The sequence below is a fragment of the Spirosoma sp. KCTC 42546 genome (assembly GCF_006965485.1).
Classification (GTDB): Bacteria; Bacteroidota; Bacteroidia; order Cytophagales; family Spirosomataceae; genus Spirosoma.
Genome location: NZ_CP041360.1, coordinates 1,570,945 through 1,592,278, shown reverse-complemented (window position 1 = coordinate 1,592,278; position 21,334 = coordinate 1,570,945). Strand labels below are relative to the sequence as shown.

The 21,334-nt window shown below is 48.2% G+C and carries 22 protein-coding genes; 15 read left to right on the top strand and 7 right to left on the bottom strand.

The window, feature by feature from the left end; all coding sequences use genetic code 11:
• Positions 1 to 13: 13 nt before the first annotated feature.
• Entirely contained in the window at positions 14 to 1,795 is a 1,782-nt protein-coding gene (locus tag EXU85_RS06440; protein ID WP_142771283.1) for an ABC transporter ATP-binding protein, read from the bottom strand.
• Positions 1,796 to 2,064: 269 nt separating this feature from the next.
• On the opposite strand from EXU85_RS06440, the gene nusB reads away from it, so the two are divergent.
• The 9 genes from nusB to EXU85_RS06395 all read left to right on the top strand — a co-directional run bounded on the left by nusB (position 2,065) and on the right by EXU85_RS06395 (position 10,036).
• Positions 2,065 to 3,201, top strand: a complete 1,137-nt coding sequence (gene nusB, locus EXU85_RS06435; RefSeq protein WP_142771282.1) for a transcription antitermination factor NusB — start codon at positions 2,065 to 2,067, stop codon at positions 3,199 to 3,201.
• A gap of 112 nt (positions 3,202 to 3,313) precedes the next feature.
• Positions 3,314 to 3,616: a YtxH domain-containing protein gene (locus tag EXU85_RS06430; RefSeq protein WP_142771281.1), complete on the top strand. Its 303-nt coding sequence runs from the start codon at positions 3,314 to 3,316 to the stop codon at positions 3,614 to 3,616.
• Between the two features lie 85 nt (positions 3,617 to 3,701).
• A complete protein-coding gene (locus EXU85_RS06425; RefSeq protein ID WP_142771280.1) occupies positions 3,702 to 4,151 on the top strand; it encodes a DUF1573 domain-containing protein in 450 nt (149 codons plus the stop codon).
• 17 nt (positions 4,152 to 4,168) lie between these two features.
• On the top strand, positions 4,169 to 4,492 hold the full coding sequence (yajC, locus tag EXU85_RS06420; protein ID WP_142771279.1) for a preprotein translocase subunit YajC: 324 nt from the start codon (positions 4,169 to 4,171) through the stop codon (positions 4,490 to 4,492).
• A 114-nt stretch (positions 4,493 to 4,606) separates the two neighbouring features.
• Positions 4,607 to 5,302: a hypothetical protein gene (locus EXU85_RS06415; protein WP_142771278.1), complete on the top strand. Its 696-nt coding sequence runs from the start codon at positions 4,607 to 4,609 to the stop codon at positions 5,300 to 5,302.
• Positions 5,303 to 5,382: 80 nt separating this feature from the next.
• The gene (gene coaE, locus EXU85_RS06410) at positions 5,383 to 5,991 is read left to right on the top strand and encodes a dephospho-CoA kinase (RefSeq protein ID WP_142771277.1); all 609 of its coding nucleotides are present in this window, start codon (positions 5,383 to 5,385) and stop codon (positions 5,989 to 5,991) included.
• 49 nt (positions 5,992 to 6,040) lie between these two features.
• Positions 6,041 to 7,708: an amidase gene (locus tag EXU85_RS06405; protein ID WP_142771276.1), complete on the top strand. Its 1,668-nt coding sequence runs from the start codon at positions 6,041 to 6,043 to the stop codon at positions 7,706 to 7,708.
• A gap of 73 nt (positions 7,709 to 7,781) precedes the next feature.
• Positions 7,782 to 8,351, top strand: coding sequence for a DUF4136 domain-containing protein (locus EXU85_RS06400; RefSeq protein ID WP_142771275.1), 570 nt, complete (start codon positions 7,782 to 7,784; stop codon positions 8,349 to 8,351).
• A gap of 287 nt (positions 8,352 to 8,638) precedes the next feature.
• A complete protein-coding gene (locus EXU85_RS06395; RefSeq protein ID WP_210422447.1) occupies positions 8,639 to 10,036 on the top strand; it encodes an OmpA family protein in 1,398 nt (465 codons plus the stop codon).
• Between the two features lie 222 nt (positions 10,037 to 10,258).
• Here EXU85_RS06395 and EXU85_RS06390 read toward each other — a convergent pair whose 3' ends face one another.
• Positions 10,259 to 11,164: a sugar phosphate nucleotidyltransferase gene (locus EXU85_RS06390; RefSeq protein ID WP_142771274.1), complete on the bottom strand. Its 906-nt coding sequence runs from the start codon at positions 11,162 to 11,164 to the stop codon at positions 10,259 to 10,261.
• Positions 11,165 to 11,403: 239 nt separating this feature from the next.
• On the opposite strand from EXU85_RS06390, the gene EXU85_RS06385 reads away from it, so the two are divergent.
• The 6 genes from EXU85_RS06385 to EXU85_RS06360 all read left to right on the top strand — a co-directional run bounded on the left by EXU85_RS06385 (position 11,404) and on the right by EXU85_RS06360 (position 17,262).
• Positions 11,404 to 12,576, top strand: a complete 1,173-nt coding sequence (locus tag EXU85_RS06385) for a homogentisate 1,2-dioxygenase (RefSeq protein WP_142771273.1) — start codon at positions 11,404 to 11,406, stop codon at positions 12,574 to 12,576.
• 36 nt (positions 12,577 to 12,612) lie between these two features.
• Positions 12,613 to 13,737, top strand: coding sequence for a 4-hydroxyphenylpyruvate dioxygenase (gene hppD / locus EXU85_RS06380; protein ID WP_142771272.1), 1,125 nt, complete (start codon positions 12,613 to 12,615; stop codon positions 13,735 to 13,737).
• 103 nt (positions 13,738 to 13,840) lie between these two features.
• Entirely contained in the window at positions 13,841 to 14,566 is a 726-nt protein-coding gene (phhA, locus tag EXU85_RS06375) for a phenylalanine 4-monooxygenase (RefSeq protein WP_142771271.1), read from the top strand.
• A 107-nt stretch (positions 14,567 to 14,673) separates the two neighbouring features.
• Positions 14,674 to 15,114, top strand: coding sequence for a MarR family winged helix-turn-helix transcriptional regulator (locus EXU85_RS06370; protein WP_142771270.1), 441 nt, complete (start codon positions 14,674 to 14,676; stop codon positions 15,112 to 15,114).
• Between the two features lie 76 nt (positions 15,115 to 15,190).
• The gene (gene fahA, locus EXU85_RS06365) at positions 15,191 to 16,363 is read left to right on the top strand and encodes a fumarylacetoacetase (protein WP_246859448.1); all 1,173 of its coding nucleotides are present in this window, start codon (positions 15,191 to 15,193) and stop codon (positions 16,361 to 16,363) included.
• On the top strand, positions 16,360 to 17,262 hold the full coding sequence (locus EXU85_RS06360) for a flavin reductase family protein (protein ID WP_142771268.1): 903 nt from the start codon (positions 16,360 to 16,362) through the stop codon (positions 17,260 to 17,262). Before fahA ends, EXU85_RS06360 begins: the two co-directional genes overlap by 4 nt.
• Before the next feature lie 10 nt (positions 17,263 to 17,272).
• On the opposite strand, the gene EXU85_RS06355 is transcribed toward EXU85_RS06360, so the two are convergent.
• The 5 genes from EXU85_RS06355 to EXU85_RS06335 form a co-directional block, all read right to left on the bottom strand.
• Entirely contained in the window at positions 17,273 to 17,671 is a 399-nt protein-coding gene (locus EXU85_RS06355; protein ID WP_142771267.1) for a hypothetical protein, read from the bottom strand.
• Between the two features lie 98 nt (positions 17,672 to 17,769).
• Positions 17,770 to 18,354: a DUF1572 domain-containing protein gene (locus EXU85_RS06350; protein WP_371731989.1), complete on the bottom strand. Its 585-nt coding sequence runs from the start codon at positions 18,352 to 18,354 to the stop codon at positions 17,770 to 17,772.
• A 301-nt stretch (positions 18,355 to 18,655) separates the two neighbouring features.
• Positions 18,656 to 20,206: an ABC transporter permease/substrate-binding protein gene (locus EXU85_RS06345; RefSeq protein ID WP_142771266.1), complete on the bottom strand. Its 1,551-nt coding sequence runs from the start codon at positions 20,204 to 20,206 to the stop codon at positions 18,656 to 18,658.
• Positions 20,207 to 20,321: 115 nt separating this feature from the next.
• Entirely contained in the window at positions 20,322 to 21,035 is a 714-nt protein-coding gene (locus tag EXU85_RS06340) for an ABC transporter ATP-binding protein (RefSeq protein ID WP_142771265.1), read from the bottom strand.
• Entirely contained in the window at positions 21,032 to 21,313 is a 282-nt protein-coding gene (locus EXU85_RS06335) for a DUF427 domain-containing protein (protein ID WP_142771264.1), read from the bottom strand. Before EXU85_RS06335 ends, EXU85_RS06340 begins: the two co-directional genes overlap by 4 nt.
• Between the last annotated feature and the right edge of the window lie 21 nt (positions 21,314 to 21,334).

Here is a 21,334-nt window from a genome sequence, read left to right as displayed (position 1 = left end):
CCGTAAACCTTCCTTACACCTCCTCCGTCTGCAACTGCTTCTCGTAGAGTTCGCGGTAAGCACCGTTTTTGGCCAGTAATTCATCGTGCGTGCCCTGCTCGATGATTTCGCCCTCGTCGAGCATGATGATGAAGTCGGCCAGTTTTGCGGAGGAAACACGGTGCGAAATCACCACCGACGTACGGTCGGCCATAATACGCTGGAGGTTGTTCAGGATGATGTTTTCAGTATTGGTGTCCACCGCCGAGAGGCAGTCGTCCAGAATCAGGATTTTAGGGTCGCGGGCGATGGCGCGGGCGATACTTAGCCGTTGCTTCTGTCCGCCCGATAACGTAACTCCCCGCTCACCCACGCGTGTTTCGAACTGTTCCGGGAAGTCCAGTACGTTCTGATACAAATCGGCATCACGGATGGCCTGATCGACGCGTTCCTGCGGCAGATCGGGTTTGCCGAAACGAACGTTGTTACTGATGGTTTCAGAGAACAGGAACACATCCTGCGGCACATATCCCATTTGCTCCCGCAACGAAGTCAGATTGTAATCTTTGATTGGAATTCCATCGATCAGAATCTCGCCAAAGGTGACGTCATACATCCGCGTCAGCAGATTGGCCAATGTGCTTTTTCCAGAGCCAGTTGTTCCAAGAATAGCCACCGTTTCACCCGACCGAACATGCATGGAGAACTCCTTAATCGCGATAATGCCCGAATCAGGATACACAAATCGAACCTTCCTGAATTCGATGTCTCCCTGAATCGTGTGGATGATATTCTTCTGCGAGACGATGTCGGTTTTTATGCTCAGGAACTCGTTGATCCGCTGTTGCGAGGCAGCTGCCCGTTGTGTTTGGCTCGTGGTCCAGCCCAGGGCCATAACCGGCCAGGTCAGCATGTTTACGTACAGAATGAACTCGGTAATATTGCCGGGCGTCAGTCGTCCAGCTATGATTTCCTGCCCACCCACGAAAATAACCAGCACGTTACTCAGGCCAACCAGGATAGCTACAATAGGAAAAAACAGTGAATCAACCCGTGTCAGACTCAGCGATTTATTTCGGTATTCATCACTCTCGATCTCGAACTTAGCCGCTGAATTGTTCTCCTGCACAAAAGCCTTCAGCACGCGAATCCCCGAAAAAGCTTCCTGCACATAAGTCGATAAGCGCGACAACGACCGTTGAATTTCTTCCGACCGACGAATGATAATGTTGTTAACGATGTAGATGGCTACCGATAGAATTGGCAGCGGCAATAACACATATAACGACAGTCGGGCATTAATACTGACCATATAACTAATGACCAGAATAAACAGCACGATCAGGTTCAGCCCATACATGATACTCGGTCCAACGTACATCCTGACTTTACTGACATCTTCCGAAATACGGGCCATCAAATCGCCGGTGTTGTGTTGACGATAGAAGCTAAGCGGCAGGGTTTGGTAGTGGTTGTAAATCTCGTTTTTGAGGTCGTATTCTACGTGCCGGGACATAACGATGAGCGTTTGCCGAACCAGAAACAGAAAGAACCCTTTCAGCAAAGCCAGTACGAGCGTCAGTACCCCAAAAAGCAGAATACTAAACGCAAACACCTCATAGAGACCTGATTGCAATGGAGACTTATCGTAGAGATAATAGACATCCAGCGTTTCGCGTACCAGATCGAGGGCATACCGCACCAACTGGGCAGGAAAAATACCGAAGAGGTTGGAAATGGCCGTAAAAGCCGTTCCCAGAATCAGGTACCATTTATACTTAAGGAGGTATTTATTAAGATAGGAAAGTGCTTTCACAGGACAACCAACAGCGTTTTGTTCGTAACGGCTGGGGGTTTGGAAAAGTTGCAGATTAGCAGGGAGTACGGGGCAGGGGAGATACTACAGGTTGGCAGCTTTACTCATTTTTCTCAAGCCCACTCCTTGCCCCGTGCTCCCTGCCAATCTCCCTTGCCTTTTTGCAAGATAAATCGTATTTTTGCACCCGATTTCAAACAGTTCTTTTCTTACCGGTAGATTTTAGACTTAGGCGGATGCTCAACAGGCGACTACTCCGAATAAAGGTCATGCAGGCGTTGTACGCCCTGAAGCAGGCCGAATTTTCAAATCAGCAAATGGCCATCGATGGCATTAATGATCTCTTCCAACCCGACCTAAACTCGATGCTGCCGCAAGACAAGCGGCAACTCGAAGGCTACCGAAAACTCGCCAGCCTGCTCTTTGAGGAGGCTATTAAATCCAATAAAGCTGCTCAGGACGATGACGCCCCTAAAAAGGTCCTTAAAGCTGCTAACGACGGATTTGTATTCTACCAGATCCGGACAAAAAAAGACCATCAGCACCTTGCACAGATGCTATTGAAGCAGGTAAATGGCATCTACGATGATTATTTACGGGTCATGCTATTGCTTGTTGAACTGGGTCACGCGGCTAGTATTGACAGCGAACGTAAGTACCGTGATGTAGACGAAACTCCGTTCCCGTTCGAATCAACGCTCAACGACAACACGGTTGTACAGGCACTCGCCCAGCATCAGCCGCTCAAAAATGAAGCCCTCCGGCACGGCATTTCCTGGACCGATGATCTCGGATTTGTGCGAAAAGCGCTGAAAGAAGCCTTAAAAACCGATGAGACGTACCGTGCCTATTGCGATCAACGAACCCACACGGCCGATGAAGATCAGGCATTGGCACAATACGTGCTGCGGACATTGATATTTAAACACGAAACCATTCGCGATCATCTGGCCGAAATCGACCTAAGTTGGGCCGAAAACAGCGAAGTTGTGCGTGGGTTAGCCATTCGAACCATTAAGTCGGCGCAAAGCCCAACTGGTTTACAGTTGGAGCCATTGACCGACGATTGGGAAGAAGACGAATTATTCCTGAATACGTTGTTTGATCAGTCGCTGGAAAACGATGCTGATTATGAGCAGCTATTAGCCGACCAGCTTCAAAACTGGGATGTTGAGCGGGTAGCCATGCTCGATAAAATCATTCTAAAACTGGCGGTTTGTGAGTTACTCAGTTTTCCAAACATTCCGGTTAAAGTTACGATTAATGAATATATCGAACTCGCAAAGGCGTACAGTACGCCTAAAAGCGGTAAGTTTGTCAATGGAATATTAGACAACCTGTCTGAGAAGTTACAAGCCTCAGGCCGTCTGCGTAAAAGCGGACGAGGGTTGTTGGACAATAAATAAAAGGGTTTGTGGTTTACGGTTTGTGGTTTACAGTAGCTGGCGCAAAAGATTGCCAAGGTAGAGCTACCATAAACCACAAACCGTAAACCACAAACCACAAACTTTAAAAACAATGAGCAGAATTGGCCGTGATTTAACCTTTTTGCTGACTGGCATTGCCGCCGGTTCCCTGTTTGGATTGCTGTATGCGCCCGATAAGGGCAAAATTACCCGTGATCGACTTTCCTTCCGGTTATCGAAATACCGAGAGCAGATCAATCTGCTGCTCGAAGACTTAGGGAATTCGAACGATCAGCCCGAAAACTCATCGAAGAATGAAGGGCAACGTGTCGTTAATGATGCCCGTGAAAAAGCCGAACGACTGCTGGAAGACGTAGATCGGCTGATGGCTCAAATCAAGCAACAGAATACTTAATACGTTTTGTTAAAAGTTTGTAGTTTGACGTTTGTAGTTAACTGAAACATCAAACTACAAACGTCAAACTACAAACTTGTTTAAAATGTATCTCAGAAATTGGCTACTCATAACAGCCCTGGCCGGTATTGGTTTTGGGCAGATTAGCTGTGATAACCGGCAACAGGGAAAAGAGTCGAAGGAGGTAGCTTCTGGAAAAATGCCAAAAATCACGTTTGATGAAAAAGGCATTTACGATTTTGGTACTCTTACCGAAGGCGATACAGTCGAGCATGTTTTTGCGTTCAAAAACACAGGCGAATTCCCACTGATCATCAATAACATTACGGCCTCCTGCGGTTGCACAACGCCTGAGTGGCCCCACGAGCCCGTAGCGCCAGGAGAGAAATCATCGGTGAAGGTTCGCTTTAATAGTCGGGGCAAGAGTGGTGAACAGAGCAAAACCATTACCATCTTTGCGAACACAGAACCGTCCATGACCGATCTTCATTTCAAAGCATTGGTGAATTCGAAAGCCGATTCTGCCAAAAACTAACAATACCACCAAGAACTATGTATTCGATTTTATTACAGGGCCTAGCTGGTTCCAACACATCCATGATTTACAATGTGCTGCTATGGGTCGGCATCATTGGCATTTTCTACTTCTTTATGATTCGTCCGCAACAGAAAAAGCAGAAGGATCAAAAGAGTTTTATAGAAAACCTCAAAAAAGGGGATAACGTCGTTACGATTGGGGGACTGCATGGAAAAATTGCATCTGTAGAAGGCACCACCATCACACTCGAAGTAGATCGGGGCGTTAAGATGACCTTCGAGAAAACGTCCATTTCTCGCGAGGCAACTGTCAAGCCAGCCGAAGACGAGAAGAAATAAGTTTGTTCATTAGTATATTAAGTGGAGTGAGTGAAGTAGGTGAAATAAGTTGGGGTACTCCACTCTGCTCGCTCTACCTACTTCACTTACTCCACCTACTTCGCACTCTTCTTTGTGAACTCCCACGCCCCAAACGTCCGCTCGTTTCAGCCAACGAAGGCCATCTTGTGCCTGGTAGCCGCCACGCTGTTCTGGTTTTTGAGCGCGCTTAACAAACCGGGCTACACCCTGAACGTCGAGTATCCAATACGCTTTGTATACAATGACTCGTTGTTTATCCCAACCACCCCGCTCCCTACAACGGTTCGGGTGAATGTATCGAGTGATGGCTGGGGGTTGCTCCGCCATGCCTGGATGCCCTTCCGTGTCGATCCCGTGAACTATGTAGTTCATGATCCCCTTCAGGCATCGATCATCAATACCTCATCATTAACAGCAGCGCTGGCGGAACACATTAAAAAACTGCACGTTAACTATGTGGTAGCCGATAAACTCGACATTCATTTCGAACGGCGATTGACCAAAACGATTCAATTGGTAGCCGATAGTCTGCACATGAACATGGCCCCCCGCTTTGTCGTGACGAGTGTCATTAATCTGACTCCTCATACGATTCAGGTTGATGGCCCAGAGAGATTAGTACGGGGTTTACCCGATACCCTGCTCGTAAAAATTCCGCGCAAACGCATTGCCGATAACTACGATGAAGAAATCCCCCTCAATCACCTGCGTCATCCACTCCTGCACACCAGCGCCGACCGCGTAGCGGTTAGTTTTGAAGTCGGTGAGTTGCTATCTCCCTTAAAATGAACAATGGAAAATGATTAATTGATAATGCATCCAACGCGTTGTTCATTTTACATTATTCATTGTTCATTATCTATATGTCCATGAAACCTCCTCTCCAGATTGGCGTAACGGGCGGCATTGGCTCGGGCAAAAGTATTGTTTGTCAGGTATTCCAATCCTTAGGTGCTCCAGTCTATGAGGCCGACGAGCGCGCTAAATGGCTTACTGAACATGACCCCATTCTGAAAGCCGACATACGGCGAGTTTTGGGTCCAGACGCTTACGATGCACTTGGGCACTACAACCGGGCGTGGGTAGCCTCTCAGGTATTTGCCAACCCCGAACTGTTAACCGCACTCAACGGGGTTATCCATCCCCGCGTCTTTACCGATACAACAGCCTGGGTTACTCAACAAACGGGCAAACCCTATGTGATTAAGGAAGCTGCGTTGATGAAAGCTGCTGGCGACAACAACTCCCTGGATAAAGTCATTGTGGTAAACGCGCCATTAGACGTACGCATCGAGCGCATTCGCAAACGCGACCCGCACCGCTCCGAAGCCGAAATTCGGAACATCATTGCCCGCCAGATAAGCGACGAAGAGCGACTCAAACTGGCCGATTACGTTCTTGATAACGACGAGAGCCAGTTGCTTCTCCCCCAGATTGTGCGGCTACATGAGGATTTTTTACGGCAGTGGGCAAATTAATGGCGGTATGGCTGTAATTTGGGGGAACACTCATCAATAAGCCTACTTAATGAAACAACGCTTACTCCTCTTTAGCTGCTGCATCGGCAGCTTTCTGTTCGGTGCATTCATTACCAACGACGACCCCAAAAAGCCTCTAACCTCCGAAATGGTTGAGGTGGCAGCCCACGTATTCGACCTGGAGTTTACGCCCGCCGAGCGTGATTCCATGCTGGGTAATTTAAACAACGCCCGCCAGAACTATGAAGCGTTGCGCAAAATCGACTTACCTAACGATGTGGCTCCGGCGTTGTATTTCAATCCACTTCCGGCAGGCTTCGTTATGCCTACTGGTCCGTCGTCGTTTAAGGCATCCCTCGCGGGGCAGGTTACACTTCCCAAAAATCGCGACGAGCTGGCGTATTATACGGTTGGACAGTTGGGCCAGTTGATCCGAACGAAACAGATTTCATCGGTCGAACTCACACAGTTTTTCCTTAATCGGCTCAAAACGTATGACCCCAAACTACACTGTGTTATTACCTTAACCGAAGACTTAGCCCTAAGTCAGGCCAAGCGCGCCGACGATGAATTGAAAGCCGGAAAATACCGGGGACCATTGCATGGTATACCTTACGGTGCGAAAGATTTGCTGGCTAAAAAAGGCTATAAAACAACCTGGGGTGCCATGCCTTATAAAGACCAGACACTGGGTCTCGACGCAACCGTCATTCAACGACTCGAACAAGCAGGCGCTGTCTTGTGTGGCAAAATGACACTCGGTGCCTTAGCGATGGGCGATGTCTGGTACGGCGGCATGACGCGCAATCCCTGGAATACAGCCAATGGTTCCAGCGGCTCATCGGCGGGTTCAGCATCGAGTGTATCGGCGGGTTTACTACCCTTTGCCATCGGTACCGAAACACTCGGTTCTATCGTCTCGCCTTCCACAGTTTGCGGCACAACGGGTCTTCGCCCAACCTTCGGGCGGGTGAGTCGGCACGGAGCAATGGCGTTGAGCTGGAGCATGGATAAAATTGGACCGATAACCCGCTCAGTTGAGGATTGCGCACTGGTGTTCAACGCCATCTACGGGCCCGATGGCAATGACCCAACCGTTATGGCGGCTCCGTTCCGCTATGCCCCTCTAACAACGTTGAAAGGAACGCGTATTGGTTATGTCAAAAAAGCCTTTGAAAGCAATTATCCCAATCGGGCCAACGATTCACTCACCCTTCAAACCCTGCGCACGTTAGGTGCCGAACTGGTGCCGTTTGATTTGCCAACGAGTGTTCCCGCCGGTCGGATTTCGTTTCTGCTGACGGTTGAAGCCGCTGCTTCCTTCGATGAATTAACCCGTTCGGGTAAGGATGATCTGATGGTGAGACAGGGAAAAGGGGCCTGGCCAAACTCGTTCCGGTCGGCTCGTTTCGTTCCGGCAGTCGAGTACATTCAGGCGAACCGCGCTCGTACCAAACTCATCAATGAGATGGCCGCCCAACTTAAAGCCGCCAAGATCGATGTGTATGTATCTCCGGCTTACGCGGGCGGCAACCTTACATTAACAAACCTCACGGGCCATCCCTGTGTTGTATTACCCAATGGATTTACAAAGCAGAATTTGCCTACCAGCATTACCTTTATGGGCCAGTTATTTGAAGAAGGGAAAGTATTGGCGGTTGCAAAACTATATCAGGACGCAACAGAATGGAACAAAAAACACCCCGTTCTTCAGTAGACCTTTTAGCGCCCAAAAGCAAACCTTTCATAGTTCTATTCGTTTAGTAGAGTAAACTCAACTAAATGACGTTATGAAACGATTAATGATGCTTTTTGGTCTGCTAACCGCGATTTACGGTTGTTCGCCCCGTGTCGCCGTTGACAGTAGTAGTCGAACTGATTTCAGCAAATACAAAACATTCACCTGGATGGACAGCGATGTAAAAGCTGGACAAAATCCATTGTATTACAATCAGTTAGCCACTGAAAATGTCGAAAATACAATGGCTGGTGTTTTACAGCAGAAAGGTCTAAGTGAAAATGTAAACAATCCCGATTTGCTCATCGGCTACCATTTTTTTGTCGAGAATAAAACGCAAACGGTGGCAACACCTTCACCTGTTTATGGGCCCTATTTAGGTTGGGGCCGTTGGGGATACCGAGGCTGGGGACCGGGTTGGTGGGGCTGGGGCGGTACACAATATACCCAGCAACAGTATCAGGCTGGTACGCTGGTTGTCGATATGGTCGATGCCCGTACACGTAAACTAGTCTGGCGTGGCTCGGTACAAAATGCCGTAGGCGATCCAGCCCGAATTACCGCCCAATTGCAGAAAGAAGCCGAGCGAATTGTTGAGAAATTTCCAGAACGGACCAGTTGAGTTGGTATAAGTACCCAAAGCGTTCTATCGAATGCTTGCTCAAGTGATCATCCCCGCTGTTTGTTTAGCTCTAAACGACAGCGGGGATTTTTTGTCTACAGCATAATTCAAAACATACATCTCAACAGGCTTAGTAAAATTTTTACTACTAACGGTGACCAAAAATGTGTAGCTCGTCTAACCCGTTGTCGCTGATAAGAGGAAGCTCCTACCCGGCGATTGTCTATTAAAAGCAGCAGAGCTTTCCAAATAGCTTTGCTATTAACCTTTCAAACTTACCTATTCCCATGGCTGTAAATCTGCTAGATTTAACAAAGGGCTACCTCAGCGACAGTGTCGTGAGCCAGATTAGTACCATGCTTGGTGAAAACCAGCCGAATACGCAAAAAGCTCTTGATGGTGCCTTACCCACTATGCTGGGAAGTTTAATTCAAAAAGCGTCGGAACCAGGTGGCACAAGTTCAATTATGGATCTGGTCGGTGAAGTGATGTCACCCAATCGGGCAGCGGGCGATGTAATTACACCAATAGGAGGTATTTCAGGACAACTGAGCAATTTGCTGACCAATAGCCATGAATCCAGCAGCCTCCTGACGATGGGTGCCAGCATTATCAAAAGTTTATTTGGCGATAAAGCAAGCACGATTGCCAGTTCTCTTGCTTCATACAGCGGGCTTAAATTATCATCAGCAGCATCGTTGATGAACATCGCAGCCCCTGTTCTTCTTAGCGTTCTGGGTAAAAAGTTAGCTGACGATGGTACGGGGATTTCGGGACTGGCAGGTCTGCTAAGCAGTCAGTCAGCAAACGTTCAATCGGCGCTTCCATCAGGATTAGGTACTCTATTAGGCAGCATTCCAGGTCTGGGCATACTGGGCAGCCTAACCGGTAAAGCCAGCAATTTAGCGTCTGCGATGAATGAGCCCGCTCCACGCATAGTCCGACCAACGGCTCCTATATATTCTGAAGATGACACTAGCTCATCGGGGGGTGGCAATCGCTGGTTACCCTGGCTACTCCTGCTATTGGGTGCGGCTGCTCTGTTCTACATATTACGCGGGTGTGGCAAAGAAAAAGAAACCGCTACAAACGCAGCAGAGAGCGTTACAGCTACAGTCGATAGCACGGTATCAGATATGAGCACCATTGCCGATTCGGCGGGAAGTACTATTGGGGCCGCTGTCGACTCAGCAGGCAATGCTGCAATCGATGTAACCGCCAAACTGGGTGCATTCTTCAAGCGTAAACTGCCTTCCGGAATTGAACTGAATATTCCGGAGAATGGCATTGAAAATCAACTTGTGCAATTCATTGAAGATAAGAGCAAGCCGGTTGACAAAACAACCTGGTTCAACTTTGGTCGCTTACTGTTCGAAACTGGCAAAGCAAGTCTGAAGCCCTCTTCGAAAGAAGAGGTAAAGAATATCGCCGAGATTCTGAAAGCGTTCCCGGAAGTAAATATCAAGCTTGGTGGCTATACCGACAATACCGGCAGTGCTGCGATTAACAAGAAACTCTCGCAGGAACGGGCCGATGCTGTTATGACCGAACTGGTTCACCTGGGGATCGATACGTCACGGCTCGCGGCTGAAGGGTATGGGCCAGAGCATCCTGTAGCATCAAACGATACAGAAGCCGGACGAGCCGAAAATCGCCGGATTGCGGTCCGGGTAACGAAGAAATAATTCCATCCGGAAAACATACAACCCATAAATTGTAACGCAGCAGGCCGCTTTGTCAGATTGACAAAGCGGCCTGCTGCGTTTTTGCTCGATAGCGCAAGGTTCCAGCCTTGTGCTTACTATTCATCGGCCTCTGGCCGAATTCAGTACTATTTATAACCAGCCAGAGGCCGGGAAATAGTAGACACAAGGCTGGAACCTTGCGCCATCAAGCCATCAATACCATTACCAAAGTTTCTCTGGATAAGCGCCATCATCGTGCAGTTGCTTCAATGCGGCCTGAACGGTTGGTTTATCATCTGGATAGGTGACACCAAACCATTCCGAGCGGCTGCGGAATACTTTACAATGGCCCGTATCGGTTTCAATGAGATTGGTCATTACCGTTGGAATATAGAACTCCGCCTTGGGTGAGTCGATATTGGCGATGGCGTAACTTTCAAACTGATGCAGTACTAACGGAAACACCGTTGGTTTAAAGCCCCAGAAGTTCATGGAAACAGGCGTATCGGGCGATAGAGGGGTCAGGGTCTCGCCTTCCTCAAAGACAATCTTTTTGCCATTCGTCTCTTGCTCGTAAATTTTGGTTCGCTCGATAACCGAAATCAAATTTCCGTTTTCAGCCACTTCACAAACACCCCGCGATACCGAGCCATTCTCCGAAAGCGTATTTTTCACTTCATAACCCACCATGGCATGAAGCTGATCATCGGTATCGGTTGTCAGAAAGTTGCTGATCAATTGGAAGGCTTCCAGACCATAAAAGTCATCGGCATTGATAACTGCGAAAGGGGTACTCGTGTGATTTTTAGCGCATAGCATGGCATGACCCGTACCCCAGGGTTTGGTACGATTCACCGCGCCCAACTCAGCCGGAACATAGGAATTGAGTGCCTGGATTGCGTAATCGACCTCTAGTTTACCAGCTAACTTTTCACCAAAAACTTCTTCGAAATCCTGTCGAAGTTCTTCCCGGATAATAAACACAACCTTGCCGAAGCCAGCCCGGATCGCGTCGAAAAGGGAATAATCTATAATCGTTTCTCCATTTGGCCCAAACTGGTCGAGTTGTTTGATACCACCATATCGGCTACCCATACCGGCAGCCAGAATCAAAAGCGTAGGTTGCATTTCTTCAGTTATCTAGGAATAATACTGGCAAGACCTTTTAGAGCCTGCTAGTCTGTGGCCAATTGCCCGGCCAAAATTAGAAAAAAGGCTTGGCCTCTGCTATTCAAAACTAAGTTGATCACATTTTATCTATACCAACACCTTTTAATAAAATATTTTCTAAACATTATACTATTTCAAGCAGTTGTCGTTATAATTGTACGTGAAACAATAGTTGTCTTAGCAATTAAAATAATAAGATGCCTTTCTATCATACTCTCGGCCAGATTCCACCCAAACGGCATACCCAATTTGCCAGACCAGCCGCTGGCAATACCAGCGAGCCGTTTTACTACGAGCAGTTGTTCGGAACAATTGGTTTTGAGGGTATGTCGTCATTGTTGTATCATGTTCATCGCCCAACAATGGTGCGCGAGGTGTTAGAAAGTGTAGATGTTGCTCCCAAACTAGCTGTTCAGAAGAATATGCTGGCGCGCAAGCTGATCGGGTTTAACATCGCACCTGCAGATGATTTTTTAGACAGTCGGGTGCCCTTATTGGTGAACAACGATTTGGTTTTTGGGCTGGCTGCCCCCCGTCAATCGCTAACGGCTTATTTCTATAAAAACGCCGATGCCGACGAACTGCTGTTTGTGCATCGTGGATCAGGAAGGTTACAGACGCTATTCGGTACAATTCCTTTTCAGTATGGCGATTATCTGGTTATTCCCCGCGGAGTGATTTACCAAATCGACTTCGATACAGACGACAACAGGTTATTGTACGTAGAGTCGCATTCGCCGATTTACACGCCCAAACGTTACCGAAACCAGTTCGGCCAATTACTCGAACATTCGCCCTTCTGCGAACGGGATATTATCCGCCCGCGCGACTTGGAAACCCACGACGAAACTGGCGATTTTCTGATAAAAATAAAGAAACAAGGGTCGTTGCACTCGCTTGTCTATGCGTCGCATCCATTCGATGTTGTCGGTTGGGACGGGTACAATTATCCGTACGGCTTCTCCATCTTCAACTTCGAGCCTATTACGGGTCGAGTCCATCAGCCGCCACCGGTTCATCAGACGTTTCAAACCGATTCCTTCGTGATCTGCTCGTTTGTACCTCGTTTATACGACTATCATCCGCAGGCTATTCCTGCCCCCTATAACCACTCGAACATCGACTCCGACGAGGTCATTTATTACGTAGACGGTGATTTTATGAGCCGCAATGACATTGCTCAGGGCCATATTACGCTGCATCCCGGTGGCATTCCGCACGGTCCGGCACCGGGTGCTATGGAGCGCAGCATTGGTAAGAAAGAAACGCAGGAATACGCGGTTATGGTAGACACCTTTCGACCATTGATGGTAACGGAACAGGCCCTCAAGCTTGATGATGGAACGTATTATAAGTCGTGGCTGGAGTAGCCTGGACGGCTACGAGATAAAATATCAACAAACAACATGGAAACACTAGATCTTTTAGAACCAAAAACAACAGAGGACTTCCTTCCCCTGAACGGCACGGATTACATTGAGCTATATGTGGGCAATGCCCGGCAGGCAGCGCATTATTTCCAGACGGCATTCGGCTTTCAGCCCGTGGCTCACGCTGGTTTGGCCACGGGTGTCCGCGACCGCGAATCCTACGTAGTACAACAGGGCAAGATTCGTATTGTCCTCACGTCGCCCCTATACGGTGATAGTGAAATGGGCCGCCATATCGATAAACATGGCGATGGCGTTCGGATCGTTGCCTTATGGGTAGATGATGCCATCAAAGCATTCGATGAAACCGTACGCCGGGGAGCGAATGTCTATATGGAACCCACTCGCTGCCAGGATGAACACGGTTATGTGATTCGGTCGGGTATTCATGCCTATGGCGATACGCTTCACGTGTTTGTGGAACGAAATGATTATAACGGCGTATTTCTACCGGGTTACGAACCCTGGAGCCCAGCTTATCAACCAGCCGATGCTGGCCTGAAATACGTCGATCATATGGTGGGCAATGTAGGCTGGCATGAAATGAATCATTGGATGTCTTTTTACCACGATGTGATGGGATTTCAGCAGCTCGTTTCGTTCGATGATAAGGACATCTCGACCGATTACACGGCCCTCATGAGCAAGGTGATGAGCAATGGCAACGGGCGGGTGAAATTCCCGATCAACGAACCGGCCGAGGGTAAAAAGAAATCGCAGATTGAGGAGTATCTGGATTTTTATGGTGGCCCCGGTATTCAGCATATCGCCGTGGCTACCGACAACATTGTGGAAACCGTACTGGCCCTTCGCGACCGGGGGGTTGAGTTCCTGACCGTACCCGACGCTTACTACGATAATCTGGCCGAACGAATCGGTCAGATTGACGAAGAAATAGCCACCCTACGCCCCCTCGGCATCCTGGCCGACCGCGACGATGAGGGCTATTTGCTTCAGATTTTCACAAAACCGATCTGCCCACGCCCCACGCTGTTTTTCGAAATCATCCAGCGCAAAGGAGCCAGGTCATTCGGCAAAGGCAATTTCAAAGCCCTATTCGAAGCCATCGAACGTGAGCAAGCGTTGCGGGGGACATTGTGACCAGTAAATAGTGCAGTAGGTTTAGTAAGTGGAATAGGTCAAATCAACTCACTACACCTACTACACCTACTACACCTACTACACTTACTTCACGCTTTACACTATGAACCAGACCTATTCTACATACACCCCCAACGAGCAAACCGTGTGGCGGTTGCTGTTCGAACGGCAGATGGCGCAGTTGCCGGGTAAGGCTAGTCAGGCTTATCTGGATGGCATTTCGGCGACGGGTTTTCGGGCCGACCGTATTCCTGACTTTGAGCGGGATTTAAATCCACGTTTACAGCAACTGACGGGCTGGCGAGTGTGTGCGGTGGAGGGCCTGATTCCGAACCGGGTGTTTTTCGAACTGATGGCCAATCGGAATTTCCCGGCTACCACCTGGTTACGTCGGCACGACCAGTTGGAGTATCTGCCGGAGCCCGATATGTTCCATGATACGTTCGGGCATGTGCCCATGCTGTCGAATCAGGCGTTTTGTGATTTCCTGGAAGCTTTGAGTCAAATTGCCCTGCGCCATATTGAGAGTGAAGAAGCCATTACCATGATCTCGCGGCTGTACTGGTATACCGTTGAATTTGGGCTTATTCGGGAGGGCAATCAGCTCCGAATTTATGGCGGAGGCATCTTATCATCGGTAGGTGAAACGAGCTACAGCTTATTCAGCCCCGAACCAAAGCGGGTTCCGTATTCAGTGGAAACGCTTCTTAAAACGCCCTATATCATCGACCATTTCCAGAAGCAGTATTTCGTGATTGAGTCGTATGAGCAACTATTTCACTCGATTCCTGAAATCGAGGCCACCTTGGAAGGATTATTGGTCAGTTAACCAGATAGTCATTAGCTTCGCAGGATAAAACTGTAAAGCGTTGTCTTTTTTGTAAAAGCGATGTACGACCACGTTTGACAACGAATGACACCAAATGACTTTCCTAAATGACGCATCCATCCGATACGCGTGCTTATTTCTTTAAGATTGACACTACAATCAAGAAAATTAGAAATGCCCTTCAAAAGCAGTTCACTGATGCCGGTTTTGATCTGACCGTTGATCAGTGGGTTGTGATCGATCATCTCTACCGAAATCCGGGAATCAGTCAGAATACGATTTCGGAAATGACAACCAAAGATGCACCGACGGTAACGCGTATTATCGACCTGCTGAGTCAGAAAGGGTTAACTGAACGGCGCATGGCGGATACGGATCGACGAAAGTTTCTGGTCTATCTGACCGAAGCCGGAGAAGCCAAATACCATGAGGTACTACCTGTTGTATCGGCCATGCGACGCAAAGGTTGGGGCGATTTAAGCGACGATGACTACCAACATTTCGTGCGCATTATGGATTCTATTTACAGTAATATAAGTGAAGAATGAAGAGTGTAGAGTGATGAATAATTTGTGCAAATTTTTATTCATCACTCTACACTCTTCATTCTTCACTATACTAATCATGTACGGCATTTTCAGTTACGGCATTTCCAATCCCCGCGTCGGATTTAAGCACGGCCACTACATTCTTGACCTCGAAGTAGTGAGTCTGTTAGGCTATTTCGATGACCTCAAGATTGATCCCGCTGTATTTGCGCAACCAGTTCTAAACGACTTTATCGCACTTGGCAAGCCAGTGCACAAGGGCATACATCAACGTTTGAACGAGTTGCTGGAGAATGAGGCTGTAGTCTTTGCTGATGTTCATGAGCAGGTTTTCATCCCTGAAACCCGCGCGCAAATGCACATACCCGTACGCATTGGCGACTATACGGACTTTTATGCAGGCATTCATCATGCCGAAAACGTAGGGCGCATGTTCCGCCCGCAAGCCGATCCACTTCTGCCCAACTACAAACACATGCCCGTAGCTTATCACGGTCGGGCTTCCTCCATCGTTGTGTCAGGCACACCCATCCGCCGACCAAACGGGCAATTTTTGCGGGCAGGTACACCTGTATTCGGACCATCGGAAGCCCTGGATTTTGAACTTGAGTTAGGGCTAATTATTGGTAAAAGTAATCCACTTGGCGAGTCGATTTCGATAGATGAAGCCGAAGACTATATTTTCGGAATTGCGCTGTTTAACGATTGGTCGGCGCGGGATATTCAACGCTGGGAGTACCAGCCACTGGGACCATTTCTGGGCAAAAATTTTGCATCGAGCTTATCTGCCTGGGTGTTGCCGTTCGATGAACTGGAACCGTTTCGTGTGGATGGCCCTATACAAGAGCCAGTCCCCCTACCTTACTTGCAAACATCTGATTCAAAACATTTTACGCTCGATCTGGAAGTTTGGCTACACCCTGCCGATGGTGAGAAAATCTGTATCTGTCGTTCCAACTCACACTATTTGTACTGGAGTTTCGCCCAGATGATTGCGCATCACACCGTTGGCGGCTGTAACCTCAACATTGGCGATGTGCTAGCCACCGGCACAATCTCTGGAAATACACCCGGTAGCTATGGTTCCCTGCTTGAACTAAGCTGGAATGGCGAACGGCCTCTACATCTATCAGAAACCACCAGCCGAACGTTTCTTGCCAATGGCGACACAATTACTTTGAAAGGCTGGGGCTTTTTAAATGGCGCTCGCGTAGATTTGGGCGACGTAACCGGAACGATTTATTCATGATAACTATTAATCCTGCCGACTTAAAACCCAACGAGTTTTATCGCTACATGATTAGCACCATTGGCCCGCGCCCGATTGCGTTTGCCAGTACGATCGACTCTGAGGGCAATGTCAACCTGAGTCCATTCAGTTTTTTCAATATGTTCAGCTATAACCCACCCACGCTGATTTTCGCCCCAACGATAAACCGACATGGACACAAAAAGCACACACTACTCAACCTGGAGGAAGTGGGTGAAGTGGTTATCAACGTGGTCAATTACCCAATGGTTGAGCAGGCTTCGCTGGCCAGTGCCGAGTTTGAACGGGGTGTCAACGAGTTTGAAAAAGCCGGATTTACAGCCGTTCCTTCCGAGCGGGTTCGCCCGCCGAGAGTGGCAGAATCACCGGCTTCGTATGAGTGTGTAGTGCGGCAGATTATCAATACGAATAGTCAGTCGGATAATGGTATAGACACACCCGGAACGGGTCATTTAGTAATCTGCGAAGTTGTGATGGCTCATTTTCAGGAGTCTATTTTCAACGCCAACGGCGGTATTGACCAGGCTAGTGTTGATCTGGTTGGGCGGCTCGGTGGTGACTGGTACAGTCGGGCAAACGTCGATGCGCTGTTCGCTGTTGGACGGCCACAAATGGGAATGGGGATAGACCAAATTCCATCGGCTATTCGTAACAGTGCTATTTTAACGGGTAACGATCTGGGGAAATTAGGCAGTTGCGTCAGCCTGCCTACAACGGAGAAAGTAAATGCGTACCGGGCATCGGGCATCCTGAACGACTTATTTGATGAAGCCCGTAAGGGGTGCCAGTATTTACCTGATTTGCTCCACCTCAGAGCAAAACAATTGCTTACTGAAAATAAGGTAAAAGACGCATGGCTGACGTTGCTGGCGGGCTAGGTATAGTCCCTTACCCTCGTATCCAAGCAGCAACGATGTTTATCAAATAAATAAATTGCGCTAAAACGAACGTAAGTAGCAACCAAACAAGCCAATCAGAAGGGATCAGATTATCGCCACCAAATGCAGGTAAAACGGACAGTACCAATACGCCTATTGTCAATAAAAGATGTAACACGACAAGCAGCGAATTAGGCGTTTTACTCTGCCAGTCAATCAGCCAATACCCTGCTCCAATTACTAGCAATACTACTGATCCAGCTAGAGCAACGTGCGTATTCCCTATTACATAATAGGTATCATAAAGCTGAACGTCTACCGTATGTTGGCGGAATAACAGGCCGATCAGACTGAGTACAGGAATAGCTAGCCAGCTAATCAAGTACGGTTTGCTGATCTTTATTGCCATTTTTTTCTATCTAATTGGTCTACGCAATATCAGCCTTTATTCAACTCCATTGGAGTAATATGTTGTAGCGTCTTAAAACTCCTGATAGTCAACAACGGTTAGCGCATGAACTCATCCGTGAAATGCTCTTTACGTTTCGGTTGAGCGAATTTGTCCGCATTATAATCGACTGAATTTCCACGCGGAATGGAAAGCGAGTGCCACTTTTCCCCACAAATCATCTTCCCGATAAAAACAATCTGACCAACATGATATGGATAGTGGGCCAATTGCCGATTAATAGCCTCTAGTACAGAATGACCCATATTTCGAATGAAGATTTCTTTCTGTAAGTCCTCATCGGTTAGTGAATCAATAGCCGCCAATAAACAAGTCCACCCGGCATTCCATCTGGCCAGTAATTCAGCTCTTGTCGAAATGTCATTCTCAAACTCAGCATCACGACTCCGCCATTCTTTTTCGCCATCTGTTGTTAAGAAATCGGTCCAACGAGAGAGCATATTACCCCATAGGTGCTTTACAATGAGCGCAATGCTATTACTGTCTGGATTGTACTGCCAGAAAAGAGCATCATCGGGCACCTGGGCCATGGTCTTTTCACCAAGCAGTTTGTAATAGAGAAACTGCTTTTTTACGCTTTCCAGATAATCTGTACTCAGAGGCTTATGAGATGGCACATTCATCGTTTTGCATTAAATCAATCAGGACTGCAATTATCTACACGATATCAGCTTTTAGTATGCCCCGCCTTACATCACGCAAAAACTTCGTCAATTCTGTACTTGCACGCTTCAGTTGCGAAAATAGGCTTCTTGATTTCATAATTTATCGGCGTTAATTTTCTGTTGGAAAGTTCTTTACATTCTAGTTCGACCCCTACAGGGTCGTATGTTTATAGAAATGTGTTGAGCTATAAACATACGACCCTGTAGGGGTCGAACAAAGGTCTCTTGCATTAATTTTTCAACGTTCACTGTACTAACTTTACTTTTCACCCAGATACTTCACCAAATCATCAATCGACTGAATGCCTAATTGCTTTGACTGTTCCCTTCGCATCATCAGGCAATAACTGTTGTTAAAACCTAACGGCTTCAACCAATCTAATTTATACTTCTCCTGAAACTGCTGCCGCACAAATTGATACACCGAATCTGACTGCATAGGCAGATGTTGCAAAGTAGCGGCAGACGGTTGTAAAACAACCAGCAAACCGGTGCCCGTGTATTCAGGGTAAAAATCAATGGCTCCCGTACGCAGCGCATCGAAGCAGATTTGTGTACCACCAAGACCTGTTTTCGTAACGACTCTTAACTGTGTTTGCCCTTCAATTAATTGCCGGTAAATCTCAGCCAGAATATACTGTTCCGTAAATACCTTCGATCCCATCACTACGGTTTCGGTTCGTTCACCCGGTTTCGGTGTAGTGTACAAACCGGCTTGCTTCAGAAATTCATGAGCTATGGCTTCGGGCGCTTCTTTTTTATAATCTGCCTGATAGTTCAGGGCCGTCATTACCGAATCCGTTAGCTTGCCAGCCAGTTTATTCAGTGTTGGTCCAAGTTCGGGATAGCGATCCAATGCAACCTGCCGAACAACCGGAGCGGCACCGTAGGGCGGAAACGCATGTCGATTGTCAGCCAGAACCAGTAAATCGAAGGCTTTTATCCGGCCATCTGTCGAATAACCGCTGATGATGTCCACCTGGCTTTGGTGAATAGCCTCGTACATTAAATTCTGATCAATTAACCGAGGACGAAGTTGAAGGCCATAGGTTTTCTGCAAACCGGGATAGCCATCAGCGCGACCATAAAACTCGTGGGCAAAGCCTGCAATTAATTTATCGTTTCGGCCCGGCAGCAAATAAAAAGCTGACAGAAACGGCACCAAAATCACAAAAGCGGCTGCACCCACACGAAGTTTTTTGACCGACAGATGCTGTAATCGGGCCAGCCCAAAATCGAATCCAACCGCCAGTAAGGCAGCCGGAATAGCACCCGCCAGCATCATATTTACGTTGCTCAGCGCAATTCCACTGAAAATAAACTCGCCCAGTCCGCCAGCCGCTACGTAGGCCGCCAGCGTTGCTACGCCCACATTGATGACCGTTGCGGTACGAACACCCGCAAAAATAACCGGCAGCGCAAGTGGCAATTCCACTTTGGTCAAAATCTGATTATCCGTCATACCAACACCCTTAGCCGCTTCTTTCACCAAAAGGCTAACCTCCGTAATGCCGACATACGTATTCCGAATAATGGGCAATAGCGCATACAAAAAAAGAGCCACCAGAGCGGGACCAACGCCAATCCCCAACAATGGAATCAGGAAGCCTAATAGAGCGATGCTCGGCACCGTTTGTAAGACACCAGCTACCCCCAGCACACTGCTTGCCAATTTGGTTCGTCTTGAAATCAGAATACCCAGTGGTACGCCAATCAGCAGCGCCAGTAGCAGCGAGACGAACGTCAGCCCAATGTGCGTTAACGTCTGCTCCAGTAGTTTATCGGCGTTTTGTCGTAGAAAGTCGAGCATCGTCTATTTTTTGCTTAAACACAGAGGAACGGAGGATTAACAAAGCGCACAAAGGTTTTCTCTAATTCTCTGAGTACTCTGTTAACCCTCCGTTCCTCTGTGTTTCATTTGCCTTTCATAAATCCAGAAAATCCCGAACGAAATCGTTGGCGGGTTGTTTCAGCAACTCATTTGGCGGGCCAATCTGCACGATTTTCCCTTTGTCCATCAACGCAATACGGTCGGCCAGTTCGAGGGCTTCGCTGACATCGTGCGTAACGAGTACAACCGTTGTCTCCTTCAATTCATTTAAGCCAAATAATTCCCGACGGACATGTCGGCGTGTGAATGGGTCCAGGGCACCAAACGGCTCGTCCATGAGCACCACTGGCGGTTTGGCCGCCAATGCCCGTGCCAGACCAACCCGCTGGCGCTGGCCACCGCTCAATTCGGAGGGATACCGATTCAGCACCGATTTAGGGAGCTGAAGCTTATCGATTAGCTCGCTGGTGCGCTTCTGGATCTCGGCTGGTTCCCAAGCAAGAAGTTTTGGTACGGTGGCGATGGCTTCGGCAATGGTATAATGCGGGAACAAGCCCCCATCCTGAATCACATAACCGATCTGTCGGCGAAGTTCAGGACCGGGTTGCTGTCCAACATCTACGCCCGCCACACGGATCGATCCGCTGGTGGGTTCGATCAGGCGGTTAATCATTTTGAGCGTAGTCGTTTTGCCGCAGCCGCTGGTTCCCAGCAACACAAGTGTTTCACCCGGCCCCACGCTCAGCGAGACCCCGTCCACGGCTGTGTGCGACTCAAATCGTTTGGTCAGGTTTTGAATCTCGATCATTCGGTGATGGTAACGCCCTTCCAGAAGGCTACCCGGTCTTTGATCTGGCTGGCGGCCGATTTAGGATCAGGATAATACCAGGCCGCGTCGGTGTTCGTTTTGCCGTCTACCGTCAGCGAATAATACGAGGCCAGTCCTTTCCAAGGGCAGGTCGTATGCGTTTGACTGTCTGCCAGAAATTCAGAATTCACGGATTCTTTCGGGAAATAGTGATTATTTTCGACGACAACAGTGTCGTTACTTTCGGCAATGGTTTGGCCGTTCCAGATGGCTTTCATAAGTTGGTAATTATAAAGATG

Coding starts and splice junctions, on each gene's coding strand:
- nusB (WP_142771282.1), top strand. CDS start 2,065: ATGCAGGCGTTGTACGCCCTGAAGCAGGCCGAATTTTCAAATCAGCAA.
- EXU85_RS06430 (WP_142771281.1), top strand. CDS start 3,314: ATGAGCAGAATTGGCCGTGATTTAACCTTTTTGCTGACTGGCATTGCC.
- EXU85_RS06425 (WP_142771280.1), top strand. CDS start 3,702: ATGTATCTCAGAAATTGGCTACTCATAACAGCCCTGGCCGGTATTGGT.
- yajC (WP_142771279.1), top strand. CDS start 4,169: ATGTATTCGATTTTATTACAGGGCCTAGCTGGTTCCAACACATCCATG.
- coaE (WP_142771277.1), top strand. CDS start 5,383: ATGAAACCTCCTCTCCAGATTGGCGTAACGGGCGGCATTGGCTCGGGC.
- EXU85_RS06405 (WP_142771276.1), top strand. CDS start 6,041: ATGAAACAACGCTTACTCCTCTTTAGCTGCTGCATCGGCAGCTTTCTG.
- EXU85_RS06400 (WP_142771275.1), top strand. CDS start 7,782: ATGAAACGATTAATGATGCTTTTTGGTCTGCTAACCGCGATTTACGGT.
- EXU85_RS06395 (WP_210422447.1), top strand. CDS start 8,639: ATGGCTGTAAATCTGCTAGATTTAACAAAGGGCTACCTCAGCGACAGT.
- EXU85_RS06390 (WP_142771274.1), bottom strand. CDS start 11,164: ATGCAACCTACGCTTTTGATTCTGGCTGCCGGTATGGGTAGCCGATAT.
- EXU85_RS06385 (WP_142771273.1), top strand. CDS start 11,404: ATGCCTTTCTATCATACTCTCGGCCAGATTCCACCCAAACGGCATACC.
- hppD (WP_142771272.1), top strand. CDS start 12,613: ATGGAAACACTAGATCTTTTAGAACCAAAAACAACAGAGGACTTCCTT.
- phhA (WP_142771271.1), top strand. CDS start 13,841: ATGAACCAGACCTATTCTACATACACCCCCAACGAGCAAACCGTGTGG.
- EXU85_RS06370 (WP_142771270.1), top strand. CDS start 14,674: ATGACGCATCCATCCGATACGCGTGCTTATTTCTTTAAGATTGACACT.
- fahA (WP_246859448.1), top strand. CDS start 15,191: ATGTACGGCATTTTCAGTTACGGCATTTCCAATCCCCGCGTCGGATTT.
- EXU85_RS06360 (WP_142771268.1), top strand. CDS start 16,360: ATGATAACTATTAATCCTGCCGACTTAAAACCCAACGAGTTTTATCGC.
- EXU85_RS06355 (WP_142771267.1), bottom strand. CDS start 17,671: ATGGCAATAAAGATCAGCAAACCGTACTTGATTAGCTGGCTAGCTATT.
- EXU85_RS06350 (WP_371731989.1), bottom strand. CDS start 18,354: ATGAATGTGCCATCTCATAAGCCTCTGAGTACAGATTATCTGGAAAGC.
- EXU85_RS06345 (WP_142771266.1), bottom strand. CDS start 20,206: ATGCTCGACTTTCTACGACAAAACGCCGATAAACTACTGGAGCAGACG.
- EXU85_RS06340 (WP_142771265.1), bottom strand. CDS start 21,035: ATGATCGAGATTCAAAACCTGACCAAACGATTTGAGTCGCACACAGCC.
- EXU85_RS06335 (WP_142771264.1), bottom strand. CDS start 21,313: ATGAAAGCCATCTGGAACGGCCAAACCATTGCCGAAAGTAACGACACT.